Annotated in this window: 26 protein-coding genes; 10 read left to right on the top strand and 16 right to left on the bottom strand. The window is 56.9% G+C overall.

The features are described 5' to 3' along the window. Positions 1-63: 63 nt before the first annotated feature. The 4 genes from M5B96_RS23105 to M5B96_RS23090 all read left to right on the top strand — a co-directional run bounded on the left by M5B96_RS23105 (position 64) and on the right by M5B96_RS23090 (position 2,850). Complete coding sequence (locus M5B96_RS23105; RefSeq protein ID WP_248799317.1) at positions 64-624, top strand: DUF4174 domain-containing protein; 561 nt, start codon at positions 64-66, stop codon at positions 622-624. Between the two features lie 45 nt (positions 625-669). Then, complete coding sequence (locus M5B96_RS23100) at positions 670-1,440, top strand: class I SAM-dependent methyltransferase (protein ID WP_248799316.1); 771 nt, start codon at positions 670-672, stop codon at positions 1,438-1,440. Between the two features lie 71 nt (positions 1,441-1,511). Continuing rightward, the gene (locus M5B96_RS23095) at positions 1,512-1,907 is read left to right on the top strand and encodes a GFA family protein (protein ID WP_248799315.1); all 396 of its coding nucleotides are present in this window, start codon (positions 1,512-1,514) and stop codon (positions 1,905-1,907) included. Between the two features lie 157 nt (positions 1,908-2,064). Beyond that, a complete protein-coding gene (locus M5B96_RS23090) occupies positions 2,065-2,850 on the top strand; it encodes a sulfite exporter TauE/SafE family protein (RefSeq protein ID WP_248799314.1) in 786 nt (261 codons plus the stop codon). A 155-nt stretch (positions 2,851-3,005) separates the two neighbouring features. Here M5B96_RS23090 and M5B96_RS23085 read toward each other — a convergent pair whose 3' ends face one another. Both M5B96_RS23085 and M5B96_RS23080 read right to left on the bottom strand, forming a co-directional pair. Further along, positions 3,006-4,406: an alkaline phosphatase family protein gene (locus M5B96_RS23085; protein WP_248799313.1), complete on the bottom strand. Its 1,401-nt coding sequence runs from the start codon at positions 4,404-4,406 to the stop codon at positions 3,006-3,008. 55 nt (positions 4,407-4,461) lie between these two features. Beyond that, positions 4,462-5,799: a hypothetical protein gene (locus tag M5B96_RS23080; protein WP_248799312.1), complete on the bottom strand. Its 1,338-nt coding sequence runs from the start codon at positions 5,797-5,799 to the stop codon at positions 4,462-4,464. 475 nt (positions 5,800-6,274) lie between these two features. Here M5B96_RS23080 and M5B96_RS23075 point away from each other — a divergent pair, with 475 nt between their 5' ends. Further along, a complete protein-coding gene (locus M5B96_RS23075; protein WP_248799311.1) occupies positions 6,275-7,024 on the top strand; it encodes a substrate-binding periplasmic protein in 750 nt (249 codons plus the stop codon). 89 nt (positions 7,025-7,113) lie between these two features. Here M5B96_RS23075 and M5B96_RS23070 read toward each other — a convergent pair whose 3' ends face one another. Both M5B96_RS23070 and M5B96_RS23065 read right to left on the bottom strand, forming a co-directional pair. Beyond that, on the bottom strand, positions 7,114-7,530 hold the full coding sequence (locus M5B96_RS23070; protein WP_248799310.1) for an SgcJ/EcaC family oxidoreductase: 417 nt from the start codon (positions 7,528-7,530) through the stop codon (positions 7,114-7,116). A gap of 55 nt (positions 7,531-7,585) precedes the next feature. Next, complete coding sequence (locus M5B96_RS23065; RefSeq protein WP_248799309.1) at positions 7,586-8,182, bottom strand: DUF4157 domain-containing protein; 597 nt, start codon at positions 8,180-8,182, stop codon at positions 7,586-7,588. Positions 8,183-8,371: 189 nt separating this feature from the next. Here M5B96_RS23065 and M5B96_RS23060 point away from each other — a divergent pair, with 189 nt between their 5' ends. Next, a complete protein-coding gene (locus tag M5B96_RS23060; RefSeq protein ID WP_248799358.1) occupies positions 8,372-8,728 on the top strand; it encodes a VOC family protein in 357 nt (118 codons plus the stop codon). A 262-nt stretch (positions 8,729-8,990) separates the two neighbouring features. Here M5B96_RS23060 and M5B96_RS23055 read toward each other — a convergent pair whose 3' ends face one another. The 3 genes from M5B96_RS23055 to M5B96_RS23045 all read right to left on the bottom strand — a co-directional run bounded on the left by M5B96_RS23055 (position 8,991) and on the right by M5B96_RS23045 (position 11,718). After that, on the bottom strand, positions 8,991-9,611 hold the full coding sequence (locus tag M5B96_RS23055) for an NADPH-dependent F420 reductase (protein ID WP_248799308.1): 621 nt from the start codon (positions 9,609-9,611) through the stop codon (positions 8,991-8,993). Between the two features lie 113 nt (positions 9,612-9,724). Continuing rightward, positions 9,725-10,666 (bottom strand): SDR family oxidoreductase, encoded by a 942-nt coding sequence (locus M5B96_RS23050; protein WP_248799307.1) that lies wholly within the window; start codon positions 10,664-10,666, stop codon positions 9,725-9,727. An 83-nt stretch (positions 10,667-10,749) separates the two neighbouring features. Then, entirely contained in the window at positions 10,750-11,718 is a 969-nt protein-coding gene (locus tag M5B96_RS23045) for an SDR family oxidoreductase (protein ID WP_248799306.1), read from the bottom strand. Positions 11,719-11,864: 146 nt separating this feature from the next. Between M5B96_RS23045 and M5B96_RS23040 the strand changes: the two genes are divergently transcribed. Continuing rightward, positions 11,865-12,317, top strand: a complete 453-nt coding sequence (locus M5B96_RS23040; RefSeq protein WP_248799305.1) for a winged helix-turn-helix transcriptional regulator — start codon at positions 11,865-11,867, stop codon at positions 12,315-12,317. On the opposite strand, the gene M5B96_RS23035 is transcribed toward M5B96_RS23040, so the two are convergent. Then, entirely contained in the window at positions 12,307-12,498 is a 192-nt protein-coding gene (locus tag M5B96_RS23035) for a hypothetical protein (protein ID WP_248799304.1), read from the bottom strand. The genes M5B96_RS23040 and M5B96_RS23035 overlap by 11 nt on opposite strands. Before the next feature lie 168 nt (positions 12,499-12,666). Here M5B96_RS23035 and M5B96_RS23030 point away from each other — a divergent pair, with 168 nt between their 5' ends. Continuing rightward, positions 12,667-13,050: a c-type cytochrome gene (locus M5B96_RS23030; protein WP_248799303.1), complete on the top strand. Its 384-nt coding sequence runs from the start codon at positions 12,667-12,669 to the stop codon at positions 13,048-13,050. Positions 13,051-13,196: 146 nt separating this feature from the next. On the opposite strand, the gene M5B96_RS23025 is transcribed toward M5B96_RS23030, so the two are convergent. The 3 genes from M5B96_RS23025 to M5B96_RS23015 form a co-directional block, all read right to left on the bottom strand. After that, positions 13,197-14,009 (bottom strand): oxidoreductase, encoded by an 813-nt coding sequence (locus tag M5B96_RS23025; RefSeq protein WP_248799302.1) that lies wholly within the window; start codon positions 14,007-14,009, stop codon positions 13,197-13,199. Positions 14,010-14,123: 114 nt separating this feature from the next. Continuing rightward, positions 14,124-15,122 carry an NADP-dependent oxidoreductase gene (locus tag M5B96_RS23020; RefSeq protein ID WP_248799301.1) on the bottom strand — a complete coding sequence of 333 codons (999 nt, stop codon included), beginning with the start codon at positions 15,120-15,122 and terminating at the stop codon, positions 14,124-14,126. A 148-nt stretch (positions 15,123-15,270) separates the two neighbouring features. Next, entirely contained in the window at positions 15,271-16,371 is a 1,101-nt protein-coding gene (locus M5B96_RS23015) for an alkene reductase (protein ID WP_248799300.1), read from the bottom strand. Between the two features lie 168 nt (positions 16,372-16,539). On the opposite strand from M5B96_RS23015, the gene M5B96_RS23010 reads away from it, so the two are divergent. After that, positions 16,540-17,145 (top strand): TetR/AcrR family transcriptional regulator, encoded by a 606-nt coding sequence (locus tag M5B96_RS23010; RefSeq protein ID WP_248799299.1) that lies wholly within the window; start codon positions 16,540-16,542, stop codon positions 17,143-17,145. Positions 17,146-17,363: 218 nt separating this feature from the next. Here M5B96_RS23010 and M5B96_RS23005 read toward each other — a convergent pair whose 3' ends face one another. The 5 genes from M5B96_RS23005 to M5B96_RS22985 form a co-directional block, all read right to left on the bottom strand. Next, on the bottom strand, positions 17,364-18,233 hold the full coding sequence (locus tag M5B96_RS23005; protein WP_248799298.1) for an AraC family transcriptional regulator: 870 nt from the start codon (positions 18,231-18,233) through the stop codon (positions 17,364-17,366). Positions 18,234-18,356: 123 nt separating this feature from the next. Continuing rightward, complete coding sequence (locus tag M5B96_RS23000; protein WP_248799297.1) at positions 18,357-18,971, bottom strand: type 1 glutamine amidotransferase family protein; 615 nt, start codon at positions 18,969-18,971, stop codon at positions 18,357-18,359. 79 nt (positions 18,972-19,050) lie between these two features. Next, on the bottom strand, positions 19,051-19,281 hold the full coding sequence (locus M5B96_RS22995) for a hypothetical protein (RefSeq protein WP_248799296.1): 231 nt from the start codon (positions 19,279-19,281) through the stop codon (positions 19,051-19,053). 174 nt (positions 19,282-19,455) lie between these two features. Continuing rightward, positions 19,456-20,103 carry a hypothetical protein gene (locus M5B96_RS22990; protein ID WP_248799295.1) on the bottom strand — a complete coding sequence of 216 codons (648 nt, stop codon included), beginning with the start codon at positions 20,101-20,103 and terminating at the stop codon, positions 19,456-19,458. A 598-nt stretch (positions 20,104-20,701) separates the two neighbouring features. Continuing rightward, entirely contained in the window at positions 20,702-20,998 is a 297-nt protein-coding gene (locus M5B96_RS22985) for a hypothetical protein (RefSeq protein ID WP_248799294.1), read from the bottom strand. A 570-nt stretch (positions 20,999-21,568) separates the two neighbouring features. Between M5B96_RS22985 and M5B96_RS22980 the strand changes: the two genes are divergently transcribed. Continuing rightward, positions 21,569-21,844, top strand: coding sequence for a hypothetical protein (locus M5B96_RS22980; RefSeq protein ID WP_248799357.1), 276 nt, complete (start codon positions 21,569-21,571; stop codon positions 21,842-21,844). Positions 21,845-21,852: the final 8 nt, after the last annotated feature.

The raw sequence follows: 21,852 nt of genomic DNA, 5'->3' as shown, positions 1-21,852 counted from the left end.
TGCGTGTGGACCTTTTCCAGCGATGCGCAATCATTACCCCATGAATATCCGAAGGAGGTGTGTATGTTCATCCGGTCTTTGACCCTCGCTGTACTGTCCATCGTTGCGGCAAGTCCCGCCTGGGCGGCCGATGAGCTGTCTCCGCTGGCCCAGGATCTGGGGAAAAACCGTCCGTTGATCGTGATTGCGCCGAGTACGGCGGATCCTACATTGGTCAGCCTGAAGAAGGCGATCGATGACCCGGCCAACAAGAAGGACATCGACGAACGTCAACTGGTGCTCTACGAGGTGGCGCAGACGGTCGGCAAGCGTGCGGGCAAATGGATGGAACAACCGGCCACCATGGCGCTGATCCGCGGGCTCAAGCTGGGGGTCACACCGGAGGGCAAGTCCACGGTGATCCTGGTCGGCAAGGACGGCGAGCAGAAGATCCTCGAACACGACGGGCCGATTGCGCTCAAGGACGTGTTCAGTGCGGTCGATGCCTTGCCGGCCGCGGAGAAGGCCGCCGTTGCGCCTACGCCACCGCCGGCAGCGGAAGCCAAGCCGGCGAAGGGGGCGAAAGGTGCCAAGGCCGGGAAGGCCGACAAACCGGCAGCACCGCCCAAGGATCTGGAAGACTGAGGCACGGTAGTATTCATCGGAATCCATTCATCAGAGGTCATGGTCATGTCAGGCGTTCACCAGGCAGCACAAGTTGGCTTCAGCGCCGAAGCCAAGACCTATGCCCACGGGCGTCCTGACTATCCGGCCGAGCTGCTGTCGTGGTTGCGTGACAGCCTGGCTATCGGGCCGGGCGCGCAGGTTGTCGACCTGGGGGCCGGTACTGGCAAGTTCACCCGGCTGTTGGCGACAACCGGCGCCACGGTGACGGCCATCGAGCCGGTCGAGGCGATGCGGGCTGAGTTGGTCGCACGCCTGCCGGCGGTTCGGGCGCTGTCCGGGACTGCCGAGGCAATACCATTGGCCTCCGAGATTGGCGATGCGCTGCTGTGTGCCCAGGCGTTTCACTGGTTTGCCCATGAAGCGGCGCTCGCCGAGATTCACCGGGTGCTCAAGCCGGGCGGACGGCTTGGACTGGTGTGGAATGTGCGTGACGAGTCGGTTGACTGGGTGGCGGCCATTACCCGGATCATTACCCCTTACGAGGGCGATACCCCGCGTTTTCACACCGGGGCCTGGCGCAAGCCATTCAACGGTGACTACTTCTCGGTGCCGGAGCTGAGTTGCTTTGAGTACAGCCATGTGGGCACGCCCGAGGAAGTCATCATCGACCGCTTTCTATCGGTCAGCTTCATCGCGGCACTGCCCCCGGCGGAAAAGGCACGGGTCACCGAGCAACTGCATGCCTTGATCAACACCCATCCGGCCTTGCGCGGCCAAGCGACCATTGCCTTTCCTTACCGGACCGAAGCCTATCGCTGCATGCGCCTGGACTGATACCGGCTGGCCAGCTTGATGCCCGCTGGTTAGGATCGTGTCTTGTCGCAGGTCATGGTCAGGGAGCGGGTATGAAGGGCAGTTGTGCGTGTGGGACCGTCGAGTATGAAGTCGACGCTATCGATATGCCGATCGGGCATTGTCATTGTCGTACCTGTCGCAAGACCCACGCGGCGGCGTTTACCACCACTGCCGGGGTCAAACGCGAGTATTTTCGCTGGCTCAAGGGCCAGGACGCATTGACCGCCTATGAATCCTCGCCAGGCAAGCTACGCTATTTCTGTTCGCGGTGCGGCTCGCATCTGATGGCCGAAAGGCTGCACCTGCCCGTGGTGATTGTGCGTGTCGCAACCCTGGATGACGATCCGGGCGTAGTGGCCGAGCATCACATCTGGGTATCCCATGATGTGCCCTGGCTGCGTTATGAGGGCGTGATCGAGCATTCGGAGTGGCAGCCGGGACGCTGACGGAATGCCTCTGCACCCATCTGTATGGGTGATCCACACCGTTCGCATGGCACGATGGTTATAACGTTAGATTATATTTATATAAAGAGTCATAACGTTAGCCGCTATGCTGCCCGCCAGATTTTTTGTGGTCGCGCTGAATTCACAGGGCTAGCTAATGGATGTCGGTAATTTCGGGTTTGTCGTTGCAGGCCTGGTGGTCGGTTTTATTGTCGGGATGACCGGCGTCGGTGGCGGCTCGTTGATGACGCCGATCCTGCTGTGGTTCGGTATCAACCCGGCCACGGCCGTGGGCACCGACCTGCTCTACGCCGCGATCACCAAGTCCGGCGGCGTTCTGGTCCACCGGAAGAACGACAATATCGACTGGAAGATTACCGGCTGGCTGACCCTGGGCAGCGTACCGGCGGTGTTGTTGACCTTGTGGTTCCTGAGCAGCTTGCACACCGCGCCTGAAGCCTTGAACAGCGTCATCAAGCAGTCGCTGGGTTTTGTACTGTTGCTGACAGCACTGGCGGTGCTGTTCAAGAACAAGTTGCTGGCGTTTGCTCATCGACGTGGTGTCGATCATGCGCAGATCAGTGACTCGAAGTTGAACGGGCTGACGCTAGTGACCGGCCTGACCCTCGGTACCATGGTCGCCCTGACCTCCATCGGCGCCGGTGCCTTGGGCACGGTGGCCTTGTTTATCCTCTATCCGTTCCTGCCGACCCGGCGCCTGGTGGGTACGGAAATCGCCCACGCGGTGCCGCTGACCCTGGTTGCCGGCCTGGGGCACGCGAGCATGGGCAATATGAACTGGGAGCTGCTGGGCTTCCTGCTGATGGGTTCGCTGCCGGGGATCTATATCGGCAGCCATCTGGCGGGACGAGTGCCCGATGGTGTCCTGCGGCCGTTCCTGGCGGTCATGCTGTTTTCCATCGGGTACAAGTTGGTGTTTTGAGCGTGGCTGTGGCCGGGTCAACCTGCGAAGATCATGCGCTGTCGCAGGCATGCCTCCAGCGGAACGGGAAGCACTGCTTCCCGTTCAAATATCAGAGCCCTGTCAACCGCCGCCATTGACGGCTTGCCCATCCGGCACCGAGCCCATTGGTCGCTCTAAGAATGTGCGTGAGTGATCCGTCTTGTGAAGAAATCAACGGCATTTTGTCGAGTAGCAACCGTCTGCAGTGTCGCTGCCGGGTCGAGCCCGAAGCGTTTTGCGGAACCGGTGATCAGGCTTTTTTGAAGGTCGTTGAGTGCCACAGCCAGCGATGGCTGCGCGAAGGTGTTGACCGTCGGCGCCGGTATGGAGGGTAAATCAACCCGAGGTGTACTCAGGGTGAGCAATTGATTGAGCGTCGGCGCATTCGCGATCCGCTTGCTGGTGAGCATCTCTTGTGCCGGGATGCCGATCCAGTCGCGCAAGGTGGCCAGAATGCTGGTGTGATCGTACGGTGCATTCGGGGTGTCCGATCTGAATACCGTACCGGCCCGGATATAGGGTGAGATCACCACTGCTGGCACGCGTACGCCAAAACGCGTGAAGTCGAAGCCACTGCCGTCGAGCGGGCGGGCCTGATCAGGTGGCGCTGCATTGAATGGCGGGGTGACATGGTCGAAACAACCACCGTGCTCATCGTATGTGATGATGAGCAAGGTCTGGTTCCAGCCCTTCGACGTACTGACGGCGTTCCAGATTGAATACAGAAAGGCTTCACCCGCTTGAACATCGTGAGGGGGATGCTGGTCGTTAGGGTCGACCAGAAAGCTGGGCTCGATAAACGAATAGCGTGGCAGCGAGTTGGTCTGGCACGCATCCAGAAACGCGGAAAAACCTCTGAAGTGGGGACTCAGCATGGGGTCCCACAATTTCGGGAACATCGTCCGGGTCAGCGAGGGGGTCAGGATGGTATTGCTGTAGACGCCCCAACTGCATCCGATCGATCCCAGGACATTGAAGATGGTCGGCACATCCCAGGCGAATGGGTCAGGAGGCGTGCCGTTGTCCACATTGCCATTGGACGTCCCGGCGTGAGCAAAGGCGCGGTTAGGCCAGGTCTGGCTGGGCACGGAGGCGAACCAGGCATCGGAAACCGCATAAGCGCGTGCCAACTCGGCCAATACCGGCAGCTGCGCCGGGCTGTAGCACTGCATGATCTGATCGGGGTTGGCGGTTTTCGTGGTGGCGTAATTGTCGACAAAACCCATCGGCGGCGTATTGTCGGCGCTGACTGAACCGTCTCTGAACAACTGGTAGGTGACGTTGGCAAAGGTTTCCTGCGGGTCGGGATCTGGAACCTGAAAACTGCTGGCCTGCGGAGTCACTGCAACATGACGCGCAGGCGTGGAGTTCGAGCAGGGGTTGAACATGTCAGGTTGCAGGCCGTCAAATTGAGCGGCGCTGGTCGCCGGCAAGACATGCGCCGGTGGGCGGTCATTTGGGTAGAGCCAGCCGAGCATCGTATCCAGCGAGCGGTTTTCCAGCATGACAACGACGACATGTTCAATTTGATTCATGGTTTTCACCGTCAGTGATCAATTGTCTGTCTTGCGAAGTGCCTTCTCACGCTCCCTACAGCCCGATATCGGGTGGCGTGATCCGTGCCAGCATCGCCGTGTATTCCTCAGCCGCAATTTGCCGAAATTTCATTTTGGTAATGGCCTGACGCTGGGCCTCGTCTTCATCGGGGAAGAGGCGGGCGGCAGCGTTCTGGATGATCAGTTCGGGTGTCTCAATCAACGGAAACGGCCCGGGGGAGCCGGCGTTTGGCTCAGTGCCGAGTGCCTGCACCAGCAGGTAGACCGGGACGACATCCGCCAGTCCCACTGGCAGCAGTTTGGCGGCGTTCTCTCCCAGATGGCGCCGCACGATGGCCTGGGACCCCAGGCGTAATGTGAACCTGAAGGGGAATCCCGTGCGGATTGAGAGCAACACCGGATCTGCCGTGGCGACCTGCTCGATGGAGTTGATGCCCTCTGCTTCCAGCGTTGCCACCACTGGCAGGGTCACACCTTCCAGGACCAGCAACTTATCCGAGCTGCCGTCCTGCTTGTCCTGTTCGGTGAGTTGTGGGAAGCCCATTCTGCGCACGATCTTCATCAGCGTATCCAGCGGAAGGGTACCGAGGGCAAAGGCGGTGACGATATGTGTACTCTTTTCTCCGCCAGTATTTGCGATCACCAAGGCAATCGGTATGGCGAGAAACAAGCGTAGGGAATACCAATACACATCGGAAGTGTTCAAGGACTTGCGGCGGATGCTAAGAACGGAGTCGCTGACGACAAACATGAAAGCGCCCGCCAGCGAACTCACCAGCAGTGGACTGCCAAGATTATAGATGCATGCAACTTGCAGCGTGGGCGGGCAGTTCTGGGTGACATAATTACTGGCCACCACCGCGGCCGCTGCATACGCTACCGCCAGGAGAATGATGAAGGGGACAATAAATGGCACCAGTCCATATTGTTCGTGGTATATCCTCGCAAACAGACGCTCGCAGAGTAACGGGTTCTCATCGGCGGATACTCGCCAACGATCTCCTGGGACATTCTCATCCAGCAATCCTTTGTCCTGAAGTGAATGGATGAGGTCAGGCGACCAGAACCGTTGCAGATAGGCCGCCAGGGCGCCACCTTTCAAGCTGTTCTGGAATTCGTTGTAGCGGGAAAACCAGCCTAGGCTCAGAAACATGATGAGCGGGGTGCCAGCGATTAGCGTGGTGAAGGCCGCGAGTACCGCCACAAGCAATAAAATATTGCCATCAAGTTCGGCCACCGCCCAGATGAACCACAGGCCTATGATATTGACCAGCAATAGTACTGCTGCCAGCAGCAGGGCCCGTCCCCGTGATCTATAATGCGATTCTTTGAAAAGGTCAGTCTTGGTCCTTTTGCCATTAGACGCTGCCATGAACCTACTCCTTGGTCTTTTCCAAAAGTAAATGGCGAACTGTTGGTTTTTTTTGTGTGCCGGTTGCAACTAATGAAAACGTAGCGGTCTATTTATGATGCTTACTCAAGGATGAATGGCATTGGCAAAAGGCGATAAGTAGGTTTTTATGTGCCAGTCTGTTTTTACTGCTGGTATTTGTGCTTCTGCAGAGGTACGGCAGCCTTGGAGTGTATCTCTACGGGTAACACTAGCAACGAAAATTGGCTCGTCCAGCCAATCATCAGCGTATGTTAGGCCGTTTTTGAATAGCGCCAATTTCGAACTGATAGCGGTTGTTTATTATCCTGAATCGCTTGTCGAGGTAGGCTTCAATCGCCGTGTTGACGATTTACGGGACTGCATCAGGCGTTGCTCGTGTGTCAGGGGCTATACTGATTTTACCCTTTCAACCTGATCCACCCCAGATCAGCGCACAGTCCACCAGGCAGAACACGTGAAGCATTCGACACTCACTGCAGCGCTGCTCTGGCTATTACTCGGCAGTCCCGTCAGGGCCGAGCAGTATCAGGTCGTTACCGAGGAGTGGGCGCCGTACAACTATCAGGAAAACAATCAGCTCACGGGCATGTCCACGGAGATCGTCCGGGGCATCATGGCGCTGACCGGGGATAACTTCGAGGTGCTGCTGCTGCCCAGTATGCGAAGCACCCGCGCATTGACGACCCGGCCCAAGACCATCATGTATTCCCTATTCCGCACGGCGGAGCGCGAACCGCTATACAAGTGGGTCGGGCCGATCGTGGAAGAGTCCATTTACCCCTATCAGCTTGCCAATGCTCAGCAGCCGGTGAACTCCCTGGAGGAGCTTAGGCACGCGCCCCGGATTACCACGAGACAGGCAGGCCTGATACCCGAGGTTCTGCAGTCGCGGGGCTTCAACAACCTCGAAAAAGCTGCCACCGAGAGTCGGCAGCTCTATCGCATGCTGCTCGCCGGGCGCACCAACATCATCGTCGGCGACACCGCTGCGGGGGTGGCTTACTACAGTCGCCAGTTGAACATCGCCCCGGGCACACTGCGGCAGATTCCCATCGAGCTCTATCGCTCATCGCTATACATCGCCTTCAGCCGCGACTGTGACGACAAGCTGGTAGCTGCCTGGGCCAGCGCTCTGGAGCAACTACGCCACTCGGGCGAACTGAAGCGCATCCAGGATCGCTACACTCAACCCATCGAGCAATGAGCGCGCGTGACCGCGACCCAGTTTGTCGGCTGGCGCCCAAGCTGCGGGGTTTCATTGACTACTCCTTGGGAACCGCAGTTGGTCCGCGTTCATCCATCGCGCAGGATCGCCTCACCGGTCCGCGGGTTTGTCAGGGTCACATTCTCCAGCGCTCGAATGCGCCAGATCTCGTTCTGTCTCGTCAGCACCGCGAGAATCAGCGTATCCACCCTGTGTGGTCCGGCCGGGTGAGCGGTGCCGGCCGTCAGGCGACTCCAGAAATGCATGACAACCACCCCGTCGGCGATATGAGCAATATCGATGAGTTCGTTCTGGAGCGTAGAGTCACGATAGATCGTTTCGTGAATGGGCGCGTGGAGCGCCACGATCTCTTCAATGCCCCGGACATAGTGGCCGAAGCGATTCACGAACGTCGCCTCTTGATCGAACAGGCTACTGAGAGCCGCCATGTCGTGGTCGTTCCAGGCCGCTTGGAACGCACCGGGTGCATCTTCAGGTTTTTTCATCTCGGGATCTTCCCATGATTTTATGGATACAAATGACTGGTAGCTTCGCGACCCTTCAGTCAGTCCCTTCGCGCAGCATCCGTCTGACCTGCGCCTGTATGGCATAAGCCGGCGCCTCCACCGCATTGAAGTCTTGTGTATAGCGTTGGGCAAATCCTTGTACCCCCCATTCCTGGTACTGCTGCACATGCTTTAATTCGTGAGCCCAGAGCGCGACGTTCTGTTCTGCGGTTTCAGCGTCCCGGAAGATAATGATGTCGATCAGCGTCACGGCACCGACGTCGGGGTTTTGCAGCATGGCCGTGGCGGCACTGAGTTGGCCGCTGTCGCCAACTTTGTAGAGCGCGGCATCGAGGACGCTGGGGGGGTACCAGCGCAGCAGTTGCTCCCGGATGTGCGCTGGAATGGGGTGGGTGTCGGCTTTGGCTGCTTCAGCGCGGGCTTGGGTCAGCCACAGCGCCAGGGCAGGTGCCGCGATCTGGTAGATGCCATCCGGCAGGGGGCCGAGCAGCGGTCCCAGGTCTGGCAGGCAGAGGCAGCCATCCAGGCACACCTGTTTCTCGCCAGTTGGGCAGGCGTCGGCCTGGGCTGGTGGCTCAAGCGTCAGGCAAAGAACAAGCAGCGCCAGCAGGCGCGTGATGATGGGCGGCATTGAGCGCTCCAGAGGCGTGCAGCCATGAGCCGCCGAGGCAACTGTCATGACCACCTGTTTGCATTCGACCATGACCAGCATGGCTTCGCGGCCATGGTCGGTAGTGAACGACTCGGACTTGTGTTCCAACGCTACATCAACGGTCGATGCGTTATTATCGTCTTTTCGACATCTGCCAAGGAGGCACCCATGAGCGTTCGTGGTAAAGACCGACAGATCGACAACATTGAGTTCAATGTCGCTGACATCGCCCGTAGCAAAGCCTTCTACGGCGAGGCGTTCGGCTGGACATTCGTCGATTACGGCCCTGCCTATACAGAATTCAGTGATGGTCGCCTTACGGGTGGCTTCACTACGGGAGAGCCCGTTCGGCCCGGCGGCCCTTTGATCATCTTGTACTCGGATGATCTCGATGGGGCGCAGCAGCGGCTCAAAGCCTTGGGAGCTGTTATTTCCCGCGAAACCTTTTCGTTCCCTGGCGGAAGCAGGTTCCACTTCATTGATCCAGATGGCTATGAGTTGGCGGTTTGGACTGCTCAGCCGTAGGTCCCGGCATCTCTTGAATGGACTGGGCCAGTTTTCAATCAGCGCCAACAGCTCACGCCATCTCGTTGCGTGTCGATATCTTCGGCAGACAACGCCAGCAGACCTGGCTTATTGCCGTGGCCCATGGCTGCAAAGAAACTCTACACAGCCTGGACATTCTCTTGTGTGTTCATCGAAATCTCTCCATTTCCTTTACCTGGGAACGTGTCCGATCAGATCGGACACGTCGTGGACCTGCTGGTGAGGACGTGGTGTCGGTGATTCAGCCGATATCGGCTTTCATGGCGATGTCCCAGGTGCCGGCGCCGTTTTTGGCCAGGCCGATCATCAACAGGCCGAGCGCCTCGAGCGTCTGAGCCATCTGCAGGCCGCCGACATCCAACGGACGCAGCCCGAGACTCTCGAGGAAGGTCGAGACGCGCGCCTTGGCGTGCGCATCGTCCGCCGCGATGAACGCGTCGAGGCGTTTGTCCTTGGCAAGTACTTGGCCGAAGAGGGTATTGAACGCCTTGACGACATGCGCGCTGGCGGGGGCGCCCTTGGCGATCTCCTGCGCACCGGAACTGCCGTGGGGGGTAACGAGGCCTGAGAGATCGGGAGCGACCGGGTTGGTGATATCGATGATCACCTTACCATCGAGCGCTTTCCCGAAGTCGGCCAGTACCGCCACCGCACTGGGGTACGGTACGGCGAGAATGACGATCTCGCCCGCCGGAGTGGCGCCGTAAGCCCCTGTGATCGCTCCGGATGCGAGCTTGTCGGCAAACGCCTGCGCCTTGGCGGGATCGCGGCTGAATACCTCGACGGTGTGTCCGGCCTTGGCAATACGGCCGGCGATCGCCGTGGCCATGCCTCCGGAACCGATGATGCTGATAGTGCTCATGTGCAGTCTCCGTTCTGAAATCAGGTATTTTTCGTCTTTTCTGGACGGGTTACGCCGTCTCGGCTCGGCCACCCGCCGGGTGCAGTGCGACCCAGCGATGTGCCGTCACCTCATCAGACGGCCGGGAAGTAATGACCGTTATCAAGATCGGCGAAGAGTCCGGGCTGGGTCGGTTCCCAGCCAAGAACCCGGCGCGTGATGGCGTTCGATGTCGGGGTGTCCAGCGTGACCAGATTCGCAAGGAACCCGAAGTAGCCAGGCAGCATCAGCACGTCCGCGGGAATAGGCACGGCCGGCAGATTCAACCGGCTGGCAATGGCTTCGGCGATCTGGCGGTACGGGACAGCCACGTCGGCGATTGCATGCCAGCTTCTGCCCGCGGCGCCTTTCTCCAGCGCCAGGCGAAACACGGTGGCGAGGTCACGGGCGTGCACGGCTCCCCAACGGTTGGCACCGTCTCCGGGGTAGCCGACGACACCCTTTTCCTTGGCCAGCCCGATCAACAGTGGAAGGAAACCGGCGTTATCGGTGGAGCTGTGCATGATCTCAGGAATCCTTACGATCGAAGACCGTATGCCCTTTTCGGCGAGACCGATCACCGTGGTTTCCACGATGTTCCGAACCCGCAGGGTATTCTTGTACGGATCGCCGCCGGGAAGGGGTGGATCCTCCTCGGTGGCTGGCCGACCCAGGCCCTCCCACCCGGGCGAGCCGACGCTTCCAGACACGACCAACGGCTTTCCGGTTCCGGCCAGTGCTTCGCCATAGGCGAGCATGATCTCAAGCTCCGCGACCGCAACGGCGTTGATCCCGCCGGTTGGAATCAAGTCCTGCCGGTGCGCGAGGTGGATGACGCCGTCCGAGGCTGCGGCCGCCTCCTTGAGCCCGTCGAGATCCTCGAGGTTGCCGCGATGTACCTTGGCGCCGAGCGCAGCCGCCTCCGCGGCGGCCTTGTCGGACCGAGCCAGGGCCGTGACCTCATGGCCGGCGGCGATAAGATCGGAGATGATGTACGGACCGGAATGGCCGGTGCCGCCGGTAACAAAAACGCGCATATGCGTGCTCCTCGTGGGTGATGGGGTGCGGGAAAGGTGCTAGGGGACTGTGCCGGGCGCATTGGCGAACCAGTGCCCCGCCGTCAGCTCAAGTCAGCCGGCGGAAAGTAATGGCCGTTGTCCAGGTTCTCGATCAGACCGGGCTGAACGGGGTCCCAGCCAAGAGCCTGGCGGGTGATGGCGTTCGACGCGGGGAGGTCTAGCGTGGCCACTGCCGCCAGGAACCCGAAGTAGCCGGGCAGCATCAGCTCGTCCGCGGGGATGCTCACGGCGGGTATTCCCAGGCGAGCGGCGATAGCCTCGGCGATCTCGCGGAACGGGATTCCCTCGTCGCCGATCGCGTGCCAGGTCTTGCCTGCGGCCCCCTTCTCGAGCGCCAGACGGAACAAGGAGGCAAGATCGCGGACGTGCACGGCGGGCCAGCGGTTCTTGCCGTCTCCCGGATAGCCGGCGAAACCCTTTGTTTTCGCGAGCATGATCAACTGCAGGCGACCGGTCGCACTGTGTAAGAGCGTGGGAATCCGCACGACCGACGATCTGACACCTCGCTCGGCGAGGCCCACGACGGCGGTTTCCACGATATTGCGTGCCAACAAAGTGCCTGCATCGATCGGGCCGCTGGGTAGCGCGGGATCATCCTCGGTCGCCGGGCGGCCCAGACTGACCGGTGCGCCGATAGGCGCCGTCCTGCCCACGTTCATGGGCGTGCCGATACTGCCTGCAACGACCAGTGGCTTATTCGTGCCCGCCAGCGCCTCGCCGAACGCGAGGACGGTCGTGAGTTCCGATTCGGCCAAGGCGGCGATCCCGCCGGACGGAAGCAGTTCGGCCCGGTATCCGAGATGGATGACGCCGTCGCACTCAACCGCCGCCGCCTTGAGCCCTTTGAGGTCGGCAAGATCTCCACGACGCACCTTGGCGCCGAGCGCGGACGCCGCTGCCGCGGACGCGTCGGACCTTGCCAGGGCGACAACCTCGTGACCGGCTGCGATGAGGTCGGGGATGACGTACGAACCGACGTGGCCGGTGCCGCCAGTGACGAAAACAAGCATGTTATTGGCCCTTCTGAGCAGTGAGAAACGAAACGTGCTGGTGCTACTGCGCTCAGCGTACGAATCATGCTGGTCGTTTTACTTGCAAAAAGCAAGTGAATTGCAGGGGTTTACTTGCTCTATGCAAGCGATGTTAGGATCAGGCCATGAAAACAACCTCTAAAGAAGACGTTCGGTCCCATTGCGCAGTGAACTATGGCGTGGAGATTTTCGGCGACCGCTGGTCGCTCCTGATCATTCGCGACATCGTTTTTGTGGGTAAGAAGACGTATGGCCAGTTCCTGAAATCGGAAGAGGGAATCGCGTCTAATGTCCTGGCTTCCCGCCTTGCCTTTCTTGAGGGGCAAGGCATTCTCTCGAAGGCACCCAATCCCGATGATAGGCGCAAGGATTTCTACACGCTGACCGAGAAGGGCCTGGACCTCATTCCCATCGTGCTCAACATCGTGCTTTGGAGCGCGAAGCACGATTCGAAGTCATACGCACGGCACCTCGAGGAGTTCGTTACTCGGATAAGTCAAAACCCCAAGCAGGTGAGCGAAGAGCTGAAGGTGCTAGTCCGCAATGGCGGATGTATCTTTCCCGAGATTAGGCAATGAACCAGATGGCAAGCAAAAACGAGGTCAGAAACCTCGCGAGCAGAATGGTCTTGTCTTGTCGCTCGAACCCCGCCTGTGCGAGCCGATCGATGAAGGCACCCGCCGCCTTGCTAGCAAGGTGAAATGATTTGAATCCAATGCGCTCCTTGTAGAAAATCGCCACCTTTGTGCCGGTCAGCATCCGGGCGCAGGTCAACGCTGGTGTTGTTGTCGATCTTTTCCGTGGCGCTAGGGGGGCGTCAGGTGACGGCGATTCTTAAGGGATGATTGAGAGAATTGAGTGTTGCAGTGGCACCTCCGGGTGTGCCCTCGATTCAGATCTGATTTATACAACAGGGTCATATGAAAAATGAAAGTGAAAATATTATTCGTCGCTTCGCTAGGCATTTTATCGCTCATTCAAACGTCACTGTCCTTTGCCGATAATGCCAATGGGAAGAATCTCTATACACAGAGATGTGCTATGTGCCACGGAGCAGATCTCAAAGGAACAGGACCCTTGGCTAATAAAAGCAATCCTCCTGCAGCCGACCTCACAACATCGACTTTCAAAAAACGACTAAGTGATTATCCGGGTGTTATTGTCTCATCGATAATACTTCGCCCCAATGGCGACTTGATTCCAAAAATATTGCGAGAGAATGGTGTGAAACTATCGCCGTTCGCTTGGAGGATTCAGGATCTGCGCGATTTAAATCAATACATGAGTGGTGTGATTTCAAAAAGTCGATAGAGACCTGGCAAGCTTGGTAATCAGCCCTGAAGGTAAAAAAGATTGGCTGGTTTGCTTTCCGAACAGCTTGCAACACGGTGACACCGTTGATTTCTCATTTAAACCCCTGGTCTATGCCTTGTCTGGGCGAACGCAGGCCTTTTGCTTCAGACCGGAAGGCGGAATTGCTTACGTAAGGTTTTGTCGAAGAATCCTGCGGGGGCAAAGCGGCGCAACAGACTGATTTGTTGTGCTGTCTTGCCGGCAGTGTAGCGATGCTGAGGGCGGACATCGGTCGCCGCTTTCACTACTACCGCCGCCACGACTTCTGGAAGGTCGGCTTTTGGCATCACTTCGCCCAGCAATGCCCTGAACCCGGCTCGAGCCTGATCGTACTCCTTCAACTGCGAGTCCGGTTCAACGCCGTTTTGATCGAAGACGGTGCGCACGAATGCGGGCTCGATGACCGAGACGCGAATATCGAAGGCACGTACCTCGTGATCAAGAGATTCCGAATAACCTTCTAGAGCATGCTTGACCGCTGAATAATGAGCGGAGTAGGGCGCGGGTACCAACCCTAGAATCGATCCGATATTGATGATGCGGCCTTGGTTATGGTCTCGCATCGACGGTAATACCGCATTGGTCATCCGGATGACGCCAAACAAATTGACATCGAACAATGCCTGCACCTGTGAGATCGAGAATTCCTCCGCACCACCCAGCAAGCCGACCCCCGCATTATTGACCAAAAGGTCGATCCGCCCGGTCTGCGAGAGCACAGTAGATACGAGAGCATTGACAGAGTCAGCATCCGTCACATCGCAAGTGAGCATGGACACCTGCGTTGGACTGCCCCCCGCCTTCCGACTCGTGCCAAATACCCTATACCCTGCACGCACCAGAGCCTCGGCAGTAGCTTGACCAATACCGGATGATGCACCGGTCACTATCGCGGTTCTTTCGGAAGATGTTTTCATTTGATACTCCAGTGTGTCCGTGAGTCGCTTTCGGTTATAGCTTGCTCGCATACCTCTAACTGAAAGAGATATGCGCCCTCGTCCTGAGCTTCAGTGATCGAGTGCCCGTTGTCGTCATATGAGCTTGATGATCACCTTGCCTTTGGCTCTGCCCCGTTCCACATAACTCAAGGCCTCAGCCGTTGACTCGAAAGGGACGGTTCGGTCGATCACCGGTTTGATCACACCGGACTCGACAAGCGCAGTGATTTTTTCTAATTGAGCGCCGCTCGCGCGCATGAACACGAACGCATATCTGACGTCTTTTTTGCGGGCTTTTCTGCGTATGCCGCTGCTCAACAGACGCATTACCCAACCCAATCCCCAGAACAGCTTTTGTTCTTTTGCGAACTCTGCCGTCGGTGGCCCGGAGATGGAGATAAGCTGACCACCAGGCTTGAGAATGCTGAGTGATTTTTCCAGCTCGACAGGGCCGAGGCTGTTCAATACAACATCGTAGTCGTGCAAGACTTCTTCGAAGTTTTGCTGCTTGTAGTCGATGACGACGTCTGCTCCCAACGCCTTGACCCAATCCACATTACGGGTGCTGGTCGTCGTCGCAACGAAAGCCCCCAGGTGTTTTGCAAGCTGGATGGCAACTGTGCCGACTCCACCGGAACCTGCGTGGATGAAGACTTTTTGCCCCTTCTTCAACCGTGCTGTTTCAACCAGCACCTGCCAGGCAGTCAGCGCAACCAGGGGCAGGGAAGCAGCTTCTTCCATGGTGGTATTTTGGGGTTTCAGTGCGAGGGCACTTTCCTCAATCGCGATCAGCTCGGCAAAGCCTCCGATGCGCGCCTGGGGCGGGCGGGCATAGACCTCATCACCGGGCTTGAAGTTGCGCACGCCTGACCCCACGCGAACGACGACGCCGGCTAAATCGTTACCCATGATCAGCGGGAATTTGTACGGCAGGATCAGTTTGAATTCACCTTTGCTGATCTTCAAATCCAGCAGGTTGACGCTGCTGGCATGCACCTCAACCAGGACGTCGTTGATTCCCGGTTCCGGTTCCGGTACCTCGCCGATACGTCCATGACTCTTGCCGTAACGGTCGATCAGGAAGGCTTTCATGATTCAGTTCTCATGGTTTCAATGGGATGGCAACATGCGCACCCCAGCGTGCCGCTATAAGACGAGCCGAAGGTGTTCAGGCATTCAAAAATGCCGTAATAGATGCTCTTGAATGGATGTCGATAAGCGATTCAGTGCCTATGGCTGTTCAGCCCTGTGCGGAGCTGGATTCGGCAAGCGTCGGGTAGTCGATATAGCCCGCTGCACCGCCGCCATACAGCGTCGTAGGGTCGAATGTGGATAAGGTCGCGTTGCTCTTGAGTCGCTCTACCAAATCAGGGTTGCCAATAAACGGACGTCCGAAGGCAATCAGATCAGCCTTGTCATCTTTGAGTTGGGATGCCGCCAGATTCAGGTCATAGCCGTTGTTGGCAATGTAGGTATTTTTGAAGCGCCGGCGTAGGGAGCCAAAATCAAAAGGGGCGACGTTGCGCGGCCCTCCAGTTGCACCTTCAATCACGTGCAGGTAAACCAGGCCCAAGGCGTCGAGCTGATCGACGACGTAATCAAACTGCTGCTGCGGATCACTGCTTGAAACGCCATTGGCGGGTGACACTGGGGAAATACGGATTCCTGTTCGATCAGCACCGATCTCGTCCACCACTGCCGCAGTAACTTCGAGCAGCAAGCGCGCACGGTTTTCAACCGAGCCACCGTAGGTATCCGTGCGAATGTTGGAGCCGTCCTTGAGGAATTGATCCAGTAAATAGCCGTTTGCGCCGTGGATCTCTACGCCGTCAAATCCCGCAGCGATGGCGTTTGCCGCCGCTCGGCGAAAGTCATTAACGATTCCAGGCAACTCTTCGATATCTAGCGCTCGGGGGGCTGAGACATCTGCGAAGCTGTTGTTGACGAATACCTTCGTCGCGGCTTGCAGGGCAGAAGGCGCTACCGGAGCAGCACCGTTTTTCTGAAGGTCGACGTGGGATACGCGCCCGACATGCCACAGTTGCAAGAAAATGCGTCCGCCTTTGGCATGAACTGCGTCGGTGACTTTGCGCCAGCCCTCGATCTGCGCCTGTGTATAGATACCGGGCGTATCTTGATAGCCCTGGCCTTGCTGCGAGATCTGGGCTGCCTCGGAAATCAGCAGGCCGGCCGACGCTCTCTGGCTGTAATAGGTTGCAGCGTGCTCACTCGGAACAAAGCCTGTCCCCGCGCGATTTCGCGTCAGTGGCGCCATTACAATTCTATTAGAAAGCGTCAGCGAGCCTAGTGTGTAGGGTTCAAACAAGCTTTTGTCGTTCATATCGATTCCATACACGTTGATCAGAGACGGCGATCTGCGCCGCATGACCGCAGAGATAGGCGGTCGTGGTTTTATGATGTCGATCATAATCAAAGCTGTCAATGGTTTTGATTATGATCGACATCATAGTATATTCAGGCCATTGTTCAGGAGGCGCAGGGGCTCGAAATGAAGATCACCAAGACACAATCACTCGCCAACCGGGCTCATATCGTGGACACAGCGTCAGAGCTGTTTCGTGAGCGTGGCTACGATGGTGTGGGGGTGGCGGAGCTCATGGCTACTGCCGGTTTTACCCAGGGCGGCTTCTACAAACATTTCGGCTCCAAGGCAGACTTGATGGCCGAAGCGGCGGAAAACAGCCTTTCAAAATCCCTTTCGAGTACCAGCGATCTCGACGTTGCGGGATTTGTAAATCTGTACGTGTCGAGGGATCACAGAGATGGCCGGGGAGAGGGTTGTACCATGGCCGCCCTGTGTGGTGACGCCGCCCGTCAGTCAGATGATTTGAAGGCGACCTTTGCCAATGGCGTTGAAAACACGCTCGCAGTACTCGAAGAAAAATACGCCGCGGGTCAGGATGCGACGAAGCAAGAGGTTCGAGCGAAAATGATCGACCTGCTAGCCCATGCAATCGGTGCCGTCATGTTGTCGCGGGCGTGTCCGGATGACTCCTCTCTCGCGGATGAAATACTGGAAACTTGCCGTGCTGAGATAATGGCGTCATTGCCATCGAGTAAAAAAACAGCGTATGAACGGCTAGATCGGCGCTAACCGATAAGACCATTGGCGGCTATTTATTAAGGATTTTTGGGGTGGGGATTCGCGAAGTAAGCCTTGGAAAATAGCATTCCAAGGCGAAACTTTCCAAACGCTAGGGGAGCTACTGTTTTCAACAGCATCGGCCGATTGCTGCCTACCACGACCAGCTGCTTGCGACCCTGAACGGACACTCGTCAACGTCCGCTCAGGGTCGAAGGCTGCTGGCTCTGCTATTGCAGTGGAACATACACATCTGTTTGCCATTGATCCTGCGGTGTCTCGGGATAGACGCTCAGGTAATTGAAGAACAGCGGCTGGTCACGAAGCTCCTCTCCACTGGCAGGAAGCCAATCGCGGTAAATCGGATAGATCGTTTCGCCGATGTGATCCGGTGACCCTACGTGCCGCACCACGACACAGCGACCGGCAGGAATGACGATCTCGTGCACGCCGAACTCATTCGGCGCCACGGCCTCGTGAATCTCGCCGCAGATTGCGAAGCGGAAAGCTTCTGGTGGTGTCGTATCGGGGTTGTTATAGGGAATGCCAAAGTTGCGACTCGATGCTACCGGCGACTGTCCGCTCTGCATGCGCCACTCGATGAACCTGCGCACACTCTCATTGACGAGCCCGGGTGGTCCGCAGTGCTCGAGCGCGGCTACCTTGACCTCAGGGAAATCTGCGATTCGTATTTGCATGACAATAGTCCTGGAAAAGTGAGGGATGGCGAACACCGCATTCCAGACCTGCCAGTTCGGTTCCTTCCTGAACGCACTCGGTGTCGTACCGAATGCCCGTCTGAACGCCCGGCAAAATGCCTCGGGACTTTCAAAGCCGGCACCGAGTGCGGCGTCCAGTACCGAGTGATCAGCGAGGGCGGCCAGGCGATGTGCCGCACGTCGTAGTCGCATCAGTTGCACATAACGTGAGACGGGCACGCCAACGAACGCGGTGAATTGTCGATGGAAGTGAAACGCCGAAAAGTTCGCCACATGGCTCAACGTCCTCACCGACAGGTCACCTTCGAGATTGGCATCAATGTAGGCGAGCACGGCGTTGAAGCGCTTTGTGTAAGCGAAATGGGTCGGCATGTCGGGCACTGGGAAAAGCTCCTGGAAGTACGGTCGGCAATAGAATCGACTATAGCGGCGCGAACGTGCCTAGCCGCGCTTGCTCAAGACCCATTTTGGATGGGCCAATACGATCTCTTCCAAGGCGTTCCTCTATCGTTTGAGCCTGACACCTACTACTGAAGTACCCAATATCCAGGCGGGCCGGCGGTGCTCGGCAGCGTGCATTGCCAGGTAGGCTTTGAGGTTTTCGTCACCGATCCCCAAGGTGTATAGGATTTCAGCCATGAAACTGACCGGAGCGGTACCTGGCGCCGTAATTACGCGCTTATCGGCGACCGCATAGGGGGCATCCTGATAGTAAGCCGCTCCACCGTAATTCAGTTTCGACAGGTTTTCAGCCGAGTTGGAGGTGTGACGCAGGTTATCGAGCACGCCCGATTGTGCTAACACGCGGGTACCGTCGCAAATGCCGGCGAGGATGATGTTTCTTTCATGGGCCGCGATAACCAGGTCCGTGATATTCGGGGCCTGATCGGTCTGCCAAACGGTACCCCCACAGATGATCAGCAGGTCGAGCTCATCGAGCTGTATGGCTTCGATCGCCAGGTGTGGGGTGACGATCATCCCACCAGAGGAGGTGACTTGGGTGCCCCCTGAGGTCGCGAAGCGTGTATCGAAGCCGTAGTAGCCACGACCGGTGGAGTTGATCAGGGCTGTTTCCCAATCCGAAAAATTCTCGGTGAGAATAGTAATGGCACGTGTCATTAGAGTGTCCTTCTCTGACGGCATTGATAAATATTTAAGGGGCTTTTCCTCGTAGGCCAAAGGGTAACAAACACGATCGTCAGTTTTTGTCAGTAGCACTTGGGGCGTCAAAGAACAAAGGCTCATCGTCCCACGCCTCCTGGATGATGGTTTCGTGAATGGCCTGAAGTACAGCAGTCAGGCGACAGCCCTGTTCGGCGATGTTCAGTGGCTTTGCTATGTAAACACTTTCATTCCAAGCCTTAATCGTGAAAACGACAGGTAGGTCGAGCAGTGCTTCTTGTTGCGGTGTGAGTGAATCCAGTTTCATAGGTCTCTCCAGAAAAGCCCAAAACGGAGAGACACTGCGCCCGGACGGGGAGTGTTCCCCGCATGGGCAGAAAGTGTGGTGTATCAGAGCAACGCGGACAGTGCCCACGTCTTAAAGCGTTTAAACCACAGGCCGAAACCTGCCGGCAGAGCAGTACAGCTTTGGCTCATGAAGCTATTTCCCAATGAGGAAATCATTAGCCACTTTTATCCCTATACCCACGACAACAGTGACGATAACGCTGAGCTGCCAGTGCACGTACTTGAATTTTGACTCGACGCTTTTGATGGCCGCCTCTAGTTTGATACCTTGCTGTTCAAGAGCATTTTCATGCTTTACAGCCATTTGGTTTAGTGCTGTTTCCTGTGCTTTGATTGCGGTGTCAGTTTGATGGCCTTGCTTTTCCATCGACAATCGGAATTCATGGCCTTGTGTTTCTATTGCACGTCGAAACTCGCTGCCTTGCTCCTTGATTTCAGCGCGAAGCTCATTGCTTTGTTTTTCCATCGCAAGCCGAAAATCGTTGCCCTGCTCCTTGATCTCAGCACGAAGCTCGATCCCCTGGGTAACAATCGCTTGGCTGAGTGTGTTTATCTGCCCGCCATGGGTTTTGACCGTGTCGCTAATCTCTTGGGTCGAGCCACGCAGCTCTCGACCCAGATCGACGGTTTTTTGGATCAACTGCTTCTCCGCTCGTACCAAGTCGGATTTCGTTGCTATGTTTCGCACTTCGGCCTCCCAAGCCTCTACGACGGCTTTGGCTTTTTCCGGTGGTACGCTGATGTCTGACAGCGCGTTATACAAAGCCATAGATCTACTCATGGTGTCTCCTACTCAATGCAGACGTGACGAGGAGGCACCACCTGACGGTAGGTCTCCGTCACGGTGGGGTTGGGGCATTCGATCGGCGAGGGTGTCGACGACTGTTCGCGCTTCCGAATGCTGGGCGAACTAGGGATGATCAATGTGCTATCTGCACACCGTGGCCTCGAAGATCACGACCACTTGGGAAGGTGCTGCCAACGACAGCTAACCAGGTCAAATCATCGATCCAAACTCACTGGGTGAGATAGCCAGCCACTTCCGGTGAAAATGTAGGAAACGGCCTAGCTCATTGCGCGCAACTACACGTATGCCGCGCACAGTCGTACAGAGAGCAGGGGGCTCTGCTCTCAGTTCTGGATGTAGTGTTCTTGTATCGCACGTGCTGTCACAGGGTGTGCCTCATGGAAACATTGTTTTAACATGAGGGCTTCGAGGGGAAGGGGGGGCCATGGCGGCGTCCTTGCCGCGTCCCACAAATGCTCACTGCTGTGTACGGTGTGAGCGCAGATCAAGAGAGACAAGCTTGCCGACTGACGTTGAGTTTTTGAAACCTTGATGTCAGGTGGTCTTGGCACCAGCAGGGACTGCCAAAATTTTAAAGGCTTTCAATGTGTAGTTTAAAAACAGTTAGAATTATTATCACCGTGGTCATCAGAATGACCATCCATTTTCCGATTCTGTCAGGCCGTTGCTCTTTGGCCCTATCACGTTCTATACGATTGTCAGTTTTGCATCGGTACTGACACCTTAATTCGTGATCGACCCCCTTCAGTTCATAACTTGAAGCGAAACGGTCAATGTCGGCCCGCCATGCCTCTACCGCAGCCTTGAGTTTTTCTTCAATACAACCGGCAGCCTCGAGCGCGTTATCCAGGTGTTTTGAGGACTTCATCGTATCTCCTGCAATCGATCATTTGTCCGGAGGCATTGCCTGGCAGCAAGCGTCCGTCAGTGTGAAAATCGAGCATTCGGTCGGTGAGGGAGTGACGCCTGTCCTCGCCTATGAATGCCCGGCGTACTGCACTGATCAACGCACTCCTGCTCATTATCGATAGCAGCGTCCGGCTGGCTCATGGAGATGGCCGTTATTACCGCGACACTGACATAGGCCTGGCCTTCCAGGGGCGATCCAGATCCCATGGAGGTCACAGGCTGTCCTCTCGAACGTGAGTTGCAGGGGCGACAGCCTCTTGCTCTGATTGGTGACGTCGGTGATCAGAAATCGGTCGGCGCGGTGGCCTGATACGGTACCGCTGGGGCCGTTTCCACCAGATTGAGCGTCAGCTCCAGAGAGAGCGACATGTATTTGAGGGAAATCCATTAATTTAATGGATCTATCAAATGACCTGAAAGTGGATCTAGCAATAGAGCCATTCAGTTCGTAGGATTCTCATGTGCCCTCAACGACTGGAGACAGTTGTTAGATCCGTCCAACAAGGTTTGGAGAGCCTCCTTGGTTGGAGTGCTGATAATCATGATATTAAAAAAACATTATTCAACGGCTTGGAAATTAGCCGCCGTCATCATGTCAGTTGCCACTTTGTCCGGCTGCCAGCCACCCACCCAAGATGCGTTCGTCAAGTATCCGACGTTGCAGCGGAAGTGGTCCATGATCTGTGATTCGCGCAGCAATACTGCTGAAGTGAATGTGGAAGGCTGTAAAAACTTTCGCGCATGGCAAGCGGCCAATCAATTGCCTGTTTTGGATGGTTTGATGAGTCAAAATATGGGAAAGTAAGCGACTCT

Origin of the sequence: Pseudomonas sp. MWU13-2105 (assembly GCF_023242315.1) — a bacterium.
In the GTDB taxonomy this organism is placed as follows: Bacteria; Pseudomonadota; Gammaproteobacteria; order Pseudomonadales; family Pseudomonadaceae; genus Aquipseudomonas.
This window is presented reverse-complemented; position numbering and strand designations above follow the sequence as displayed.

Excerpts from the sequence above, each read along its gene's own strand:
- M5B96_RS23030 (WP_248799303.1), top strand. The coding sequence starts at position 12,667 with ATGAAAGTGAAAATATTATTCGTCGCTTCGCTAGGCATTTTATCGCTC.
- M5B96_RS23060 (WP_248799358.1), top strand. The coding sequence starts at position 8,372 with ATGAGCGTTCGTGGTAAAGACCGACAGATCGACAACATTGAGTTCAAT.
- M5B96_RS23055 (WP_248799308.1), bottom strand. The coding sequence starts at position 9,611 with ATGAGCACTATCAGCATCATCGGTTCCGGAGGCATGGCCACGGCGATC.
- M5B96_RS23105 (WP_248799317.1), top strand. The coding sequence starts at position 64 with ATGTTCATCCGGTCTTTGACCCTCGCTGTACTGTCCATCGTTGCGGCA.
- M5B96_RS23085 (WP_248799313.1), bottom strand. The coding sequence starts at position 4,406 with ATGAATCAAATTGAACATGTCGTCGTTGTCATGCTGGAAAACCGCTCG.
- M5B96_RS23065 (WP_248799309.1), bottom strand. The coding sequence starts at position 8,182 with ATGCCGCCCATCATCACGCGCCTGCTGGCGCTGCTTGTTCTTTGCCTG.
- M5B96_RS22995 (WP_248799296.1), bottom strand. The coding sequence starts at position 19,281 with ATGAAACTGGATTCACTCACACCGCAACAAGAAGCACTGCTCGACCTA.
- M5B96_RS23070 (WP_248799310.1), bottom strand. The coding sequence starts at position 7,530 with ATGAAAAAACCTGAAGATGCACCCGGTGCGTTCCAAGCGGCCTGGAAC.
- M5B96_RS22985 (WP_248799294.1), bottom strand. The coding sequence starts at position 20,998 with ATGAAGTCCTCAAAACACCTGGATAACGCGCTCGAGGCTGCCGGTTGT.
- M5B96_RS23020 (WP_248799301.1), bottom strand. The coding sequence starts at position 15,122 with ATGAAAGCCTTCCTGATCGACCGTTACGGCAAGAGTCATGGACGTATC.
- M5B96_RS23050 (WP_248799307.1), bottom strand. The coding sequence starts at position 10,666 with ATGCGCGTTTTTGTTACCGGCGGCACCGGCCATTCCGGTCCGTACATC.
- M5B96_RS23025 (WP_248799302.1), bottom strand. The coding sequence starts at position 14,009 with ATGAAAACATCTTCCGAAAGAACCGCGATAGTGACCGGTGCATCATCC.
- M5B96_RS23045 (WP_248799306.1), bottom strand. The coding sequence starts at position 11,718 with ATGCTTGTTTTCGTCACTGGCGGCACCGGCCACGTCGGTTCGTACGTC.
- M5B96_RS23010 (WP_248799299.1), top strand. The coding sequence starts at position 16,540 with ATGAAGATCACCAAGACACAATCACTCGCCAACCGGGCTCATATCGTG.
- M5B96_RS23090 (WP_248799314.1), top strand. The coding sequence starts at position 2,065 with ATGGATGTCGGTAATTTCGGGTTTGTCGTTGCAGGCCTGGTGGTCGGT.
- M5B96_RS22990 (WP_248799295.1), bottom strand. The coding sequence starts at position 20,103 with ATGAGTAGATCTATGGCTTTGTATAACGCGCTGTCAGACATCAGCGTA.
- M5B96_RS23000 (WP_248799297.1), bottom strand. The coding sequence starts at position 18,971 with ATGACACGTGCCATTACTATTCTCACCGAGAATTTTTCGGATTGGGAA.
- M5B96_RS23035 (WP_248799304.1), bottom strand. The coding sequence starts at position 12,498 with ATGCTGACCGGCACAAAGGTGGCGATTTTCTACAAGGAGCGCATTGGA.
- M5B96_RS23040 (WP_248799305.1), top strand. The coding sequence starts at position 11,865 with ATGAAAACAACCTCTAAAGAAGACGTTCGGTCCCATTGCGCAGTGAAC.
- M5B96_RS23080 (WP_248799312.1), bottom strand. The coding sequence starts at position 5,799 with ATGGCAGCGTCTAATGGCAAAAGGACCAAGACTGACCTTTTCAAAGAA.
- M5B96_RS23100 (WP_248799316.1), top strand. The coding sequence starts at position 670 with ATGTCAGGCGTTCACCAGGCAGCACAAGTTGGCTTCAGCGCCGAAGCC.
- M5B96_RS23095 (WP_248799315.1), top strand. The coding sequence starts at position 1,512 with ATGAAGGGCAGTTGTGCGTGTGGGACCGTCGAGTATGAAGTCGACGCT.
- M5B96_RS23015 (WP_248799300.1), bottom strand. The coding sequence starts at position 16,371 with ATGAACGACAAAAGCTTGTTTGAACCCTACACACTAGGCTCGCTGACG.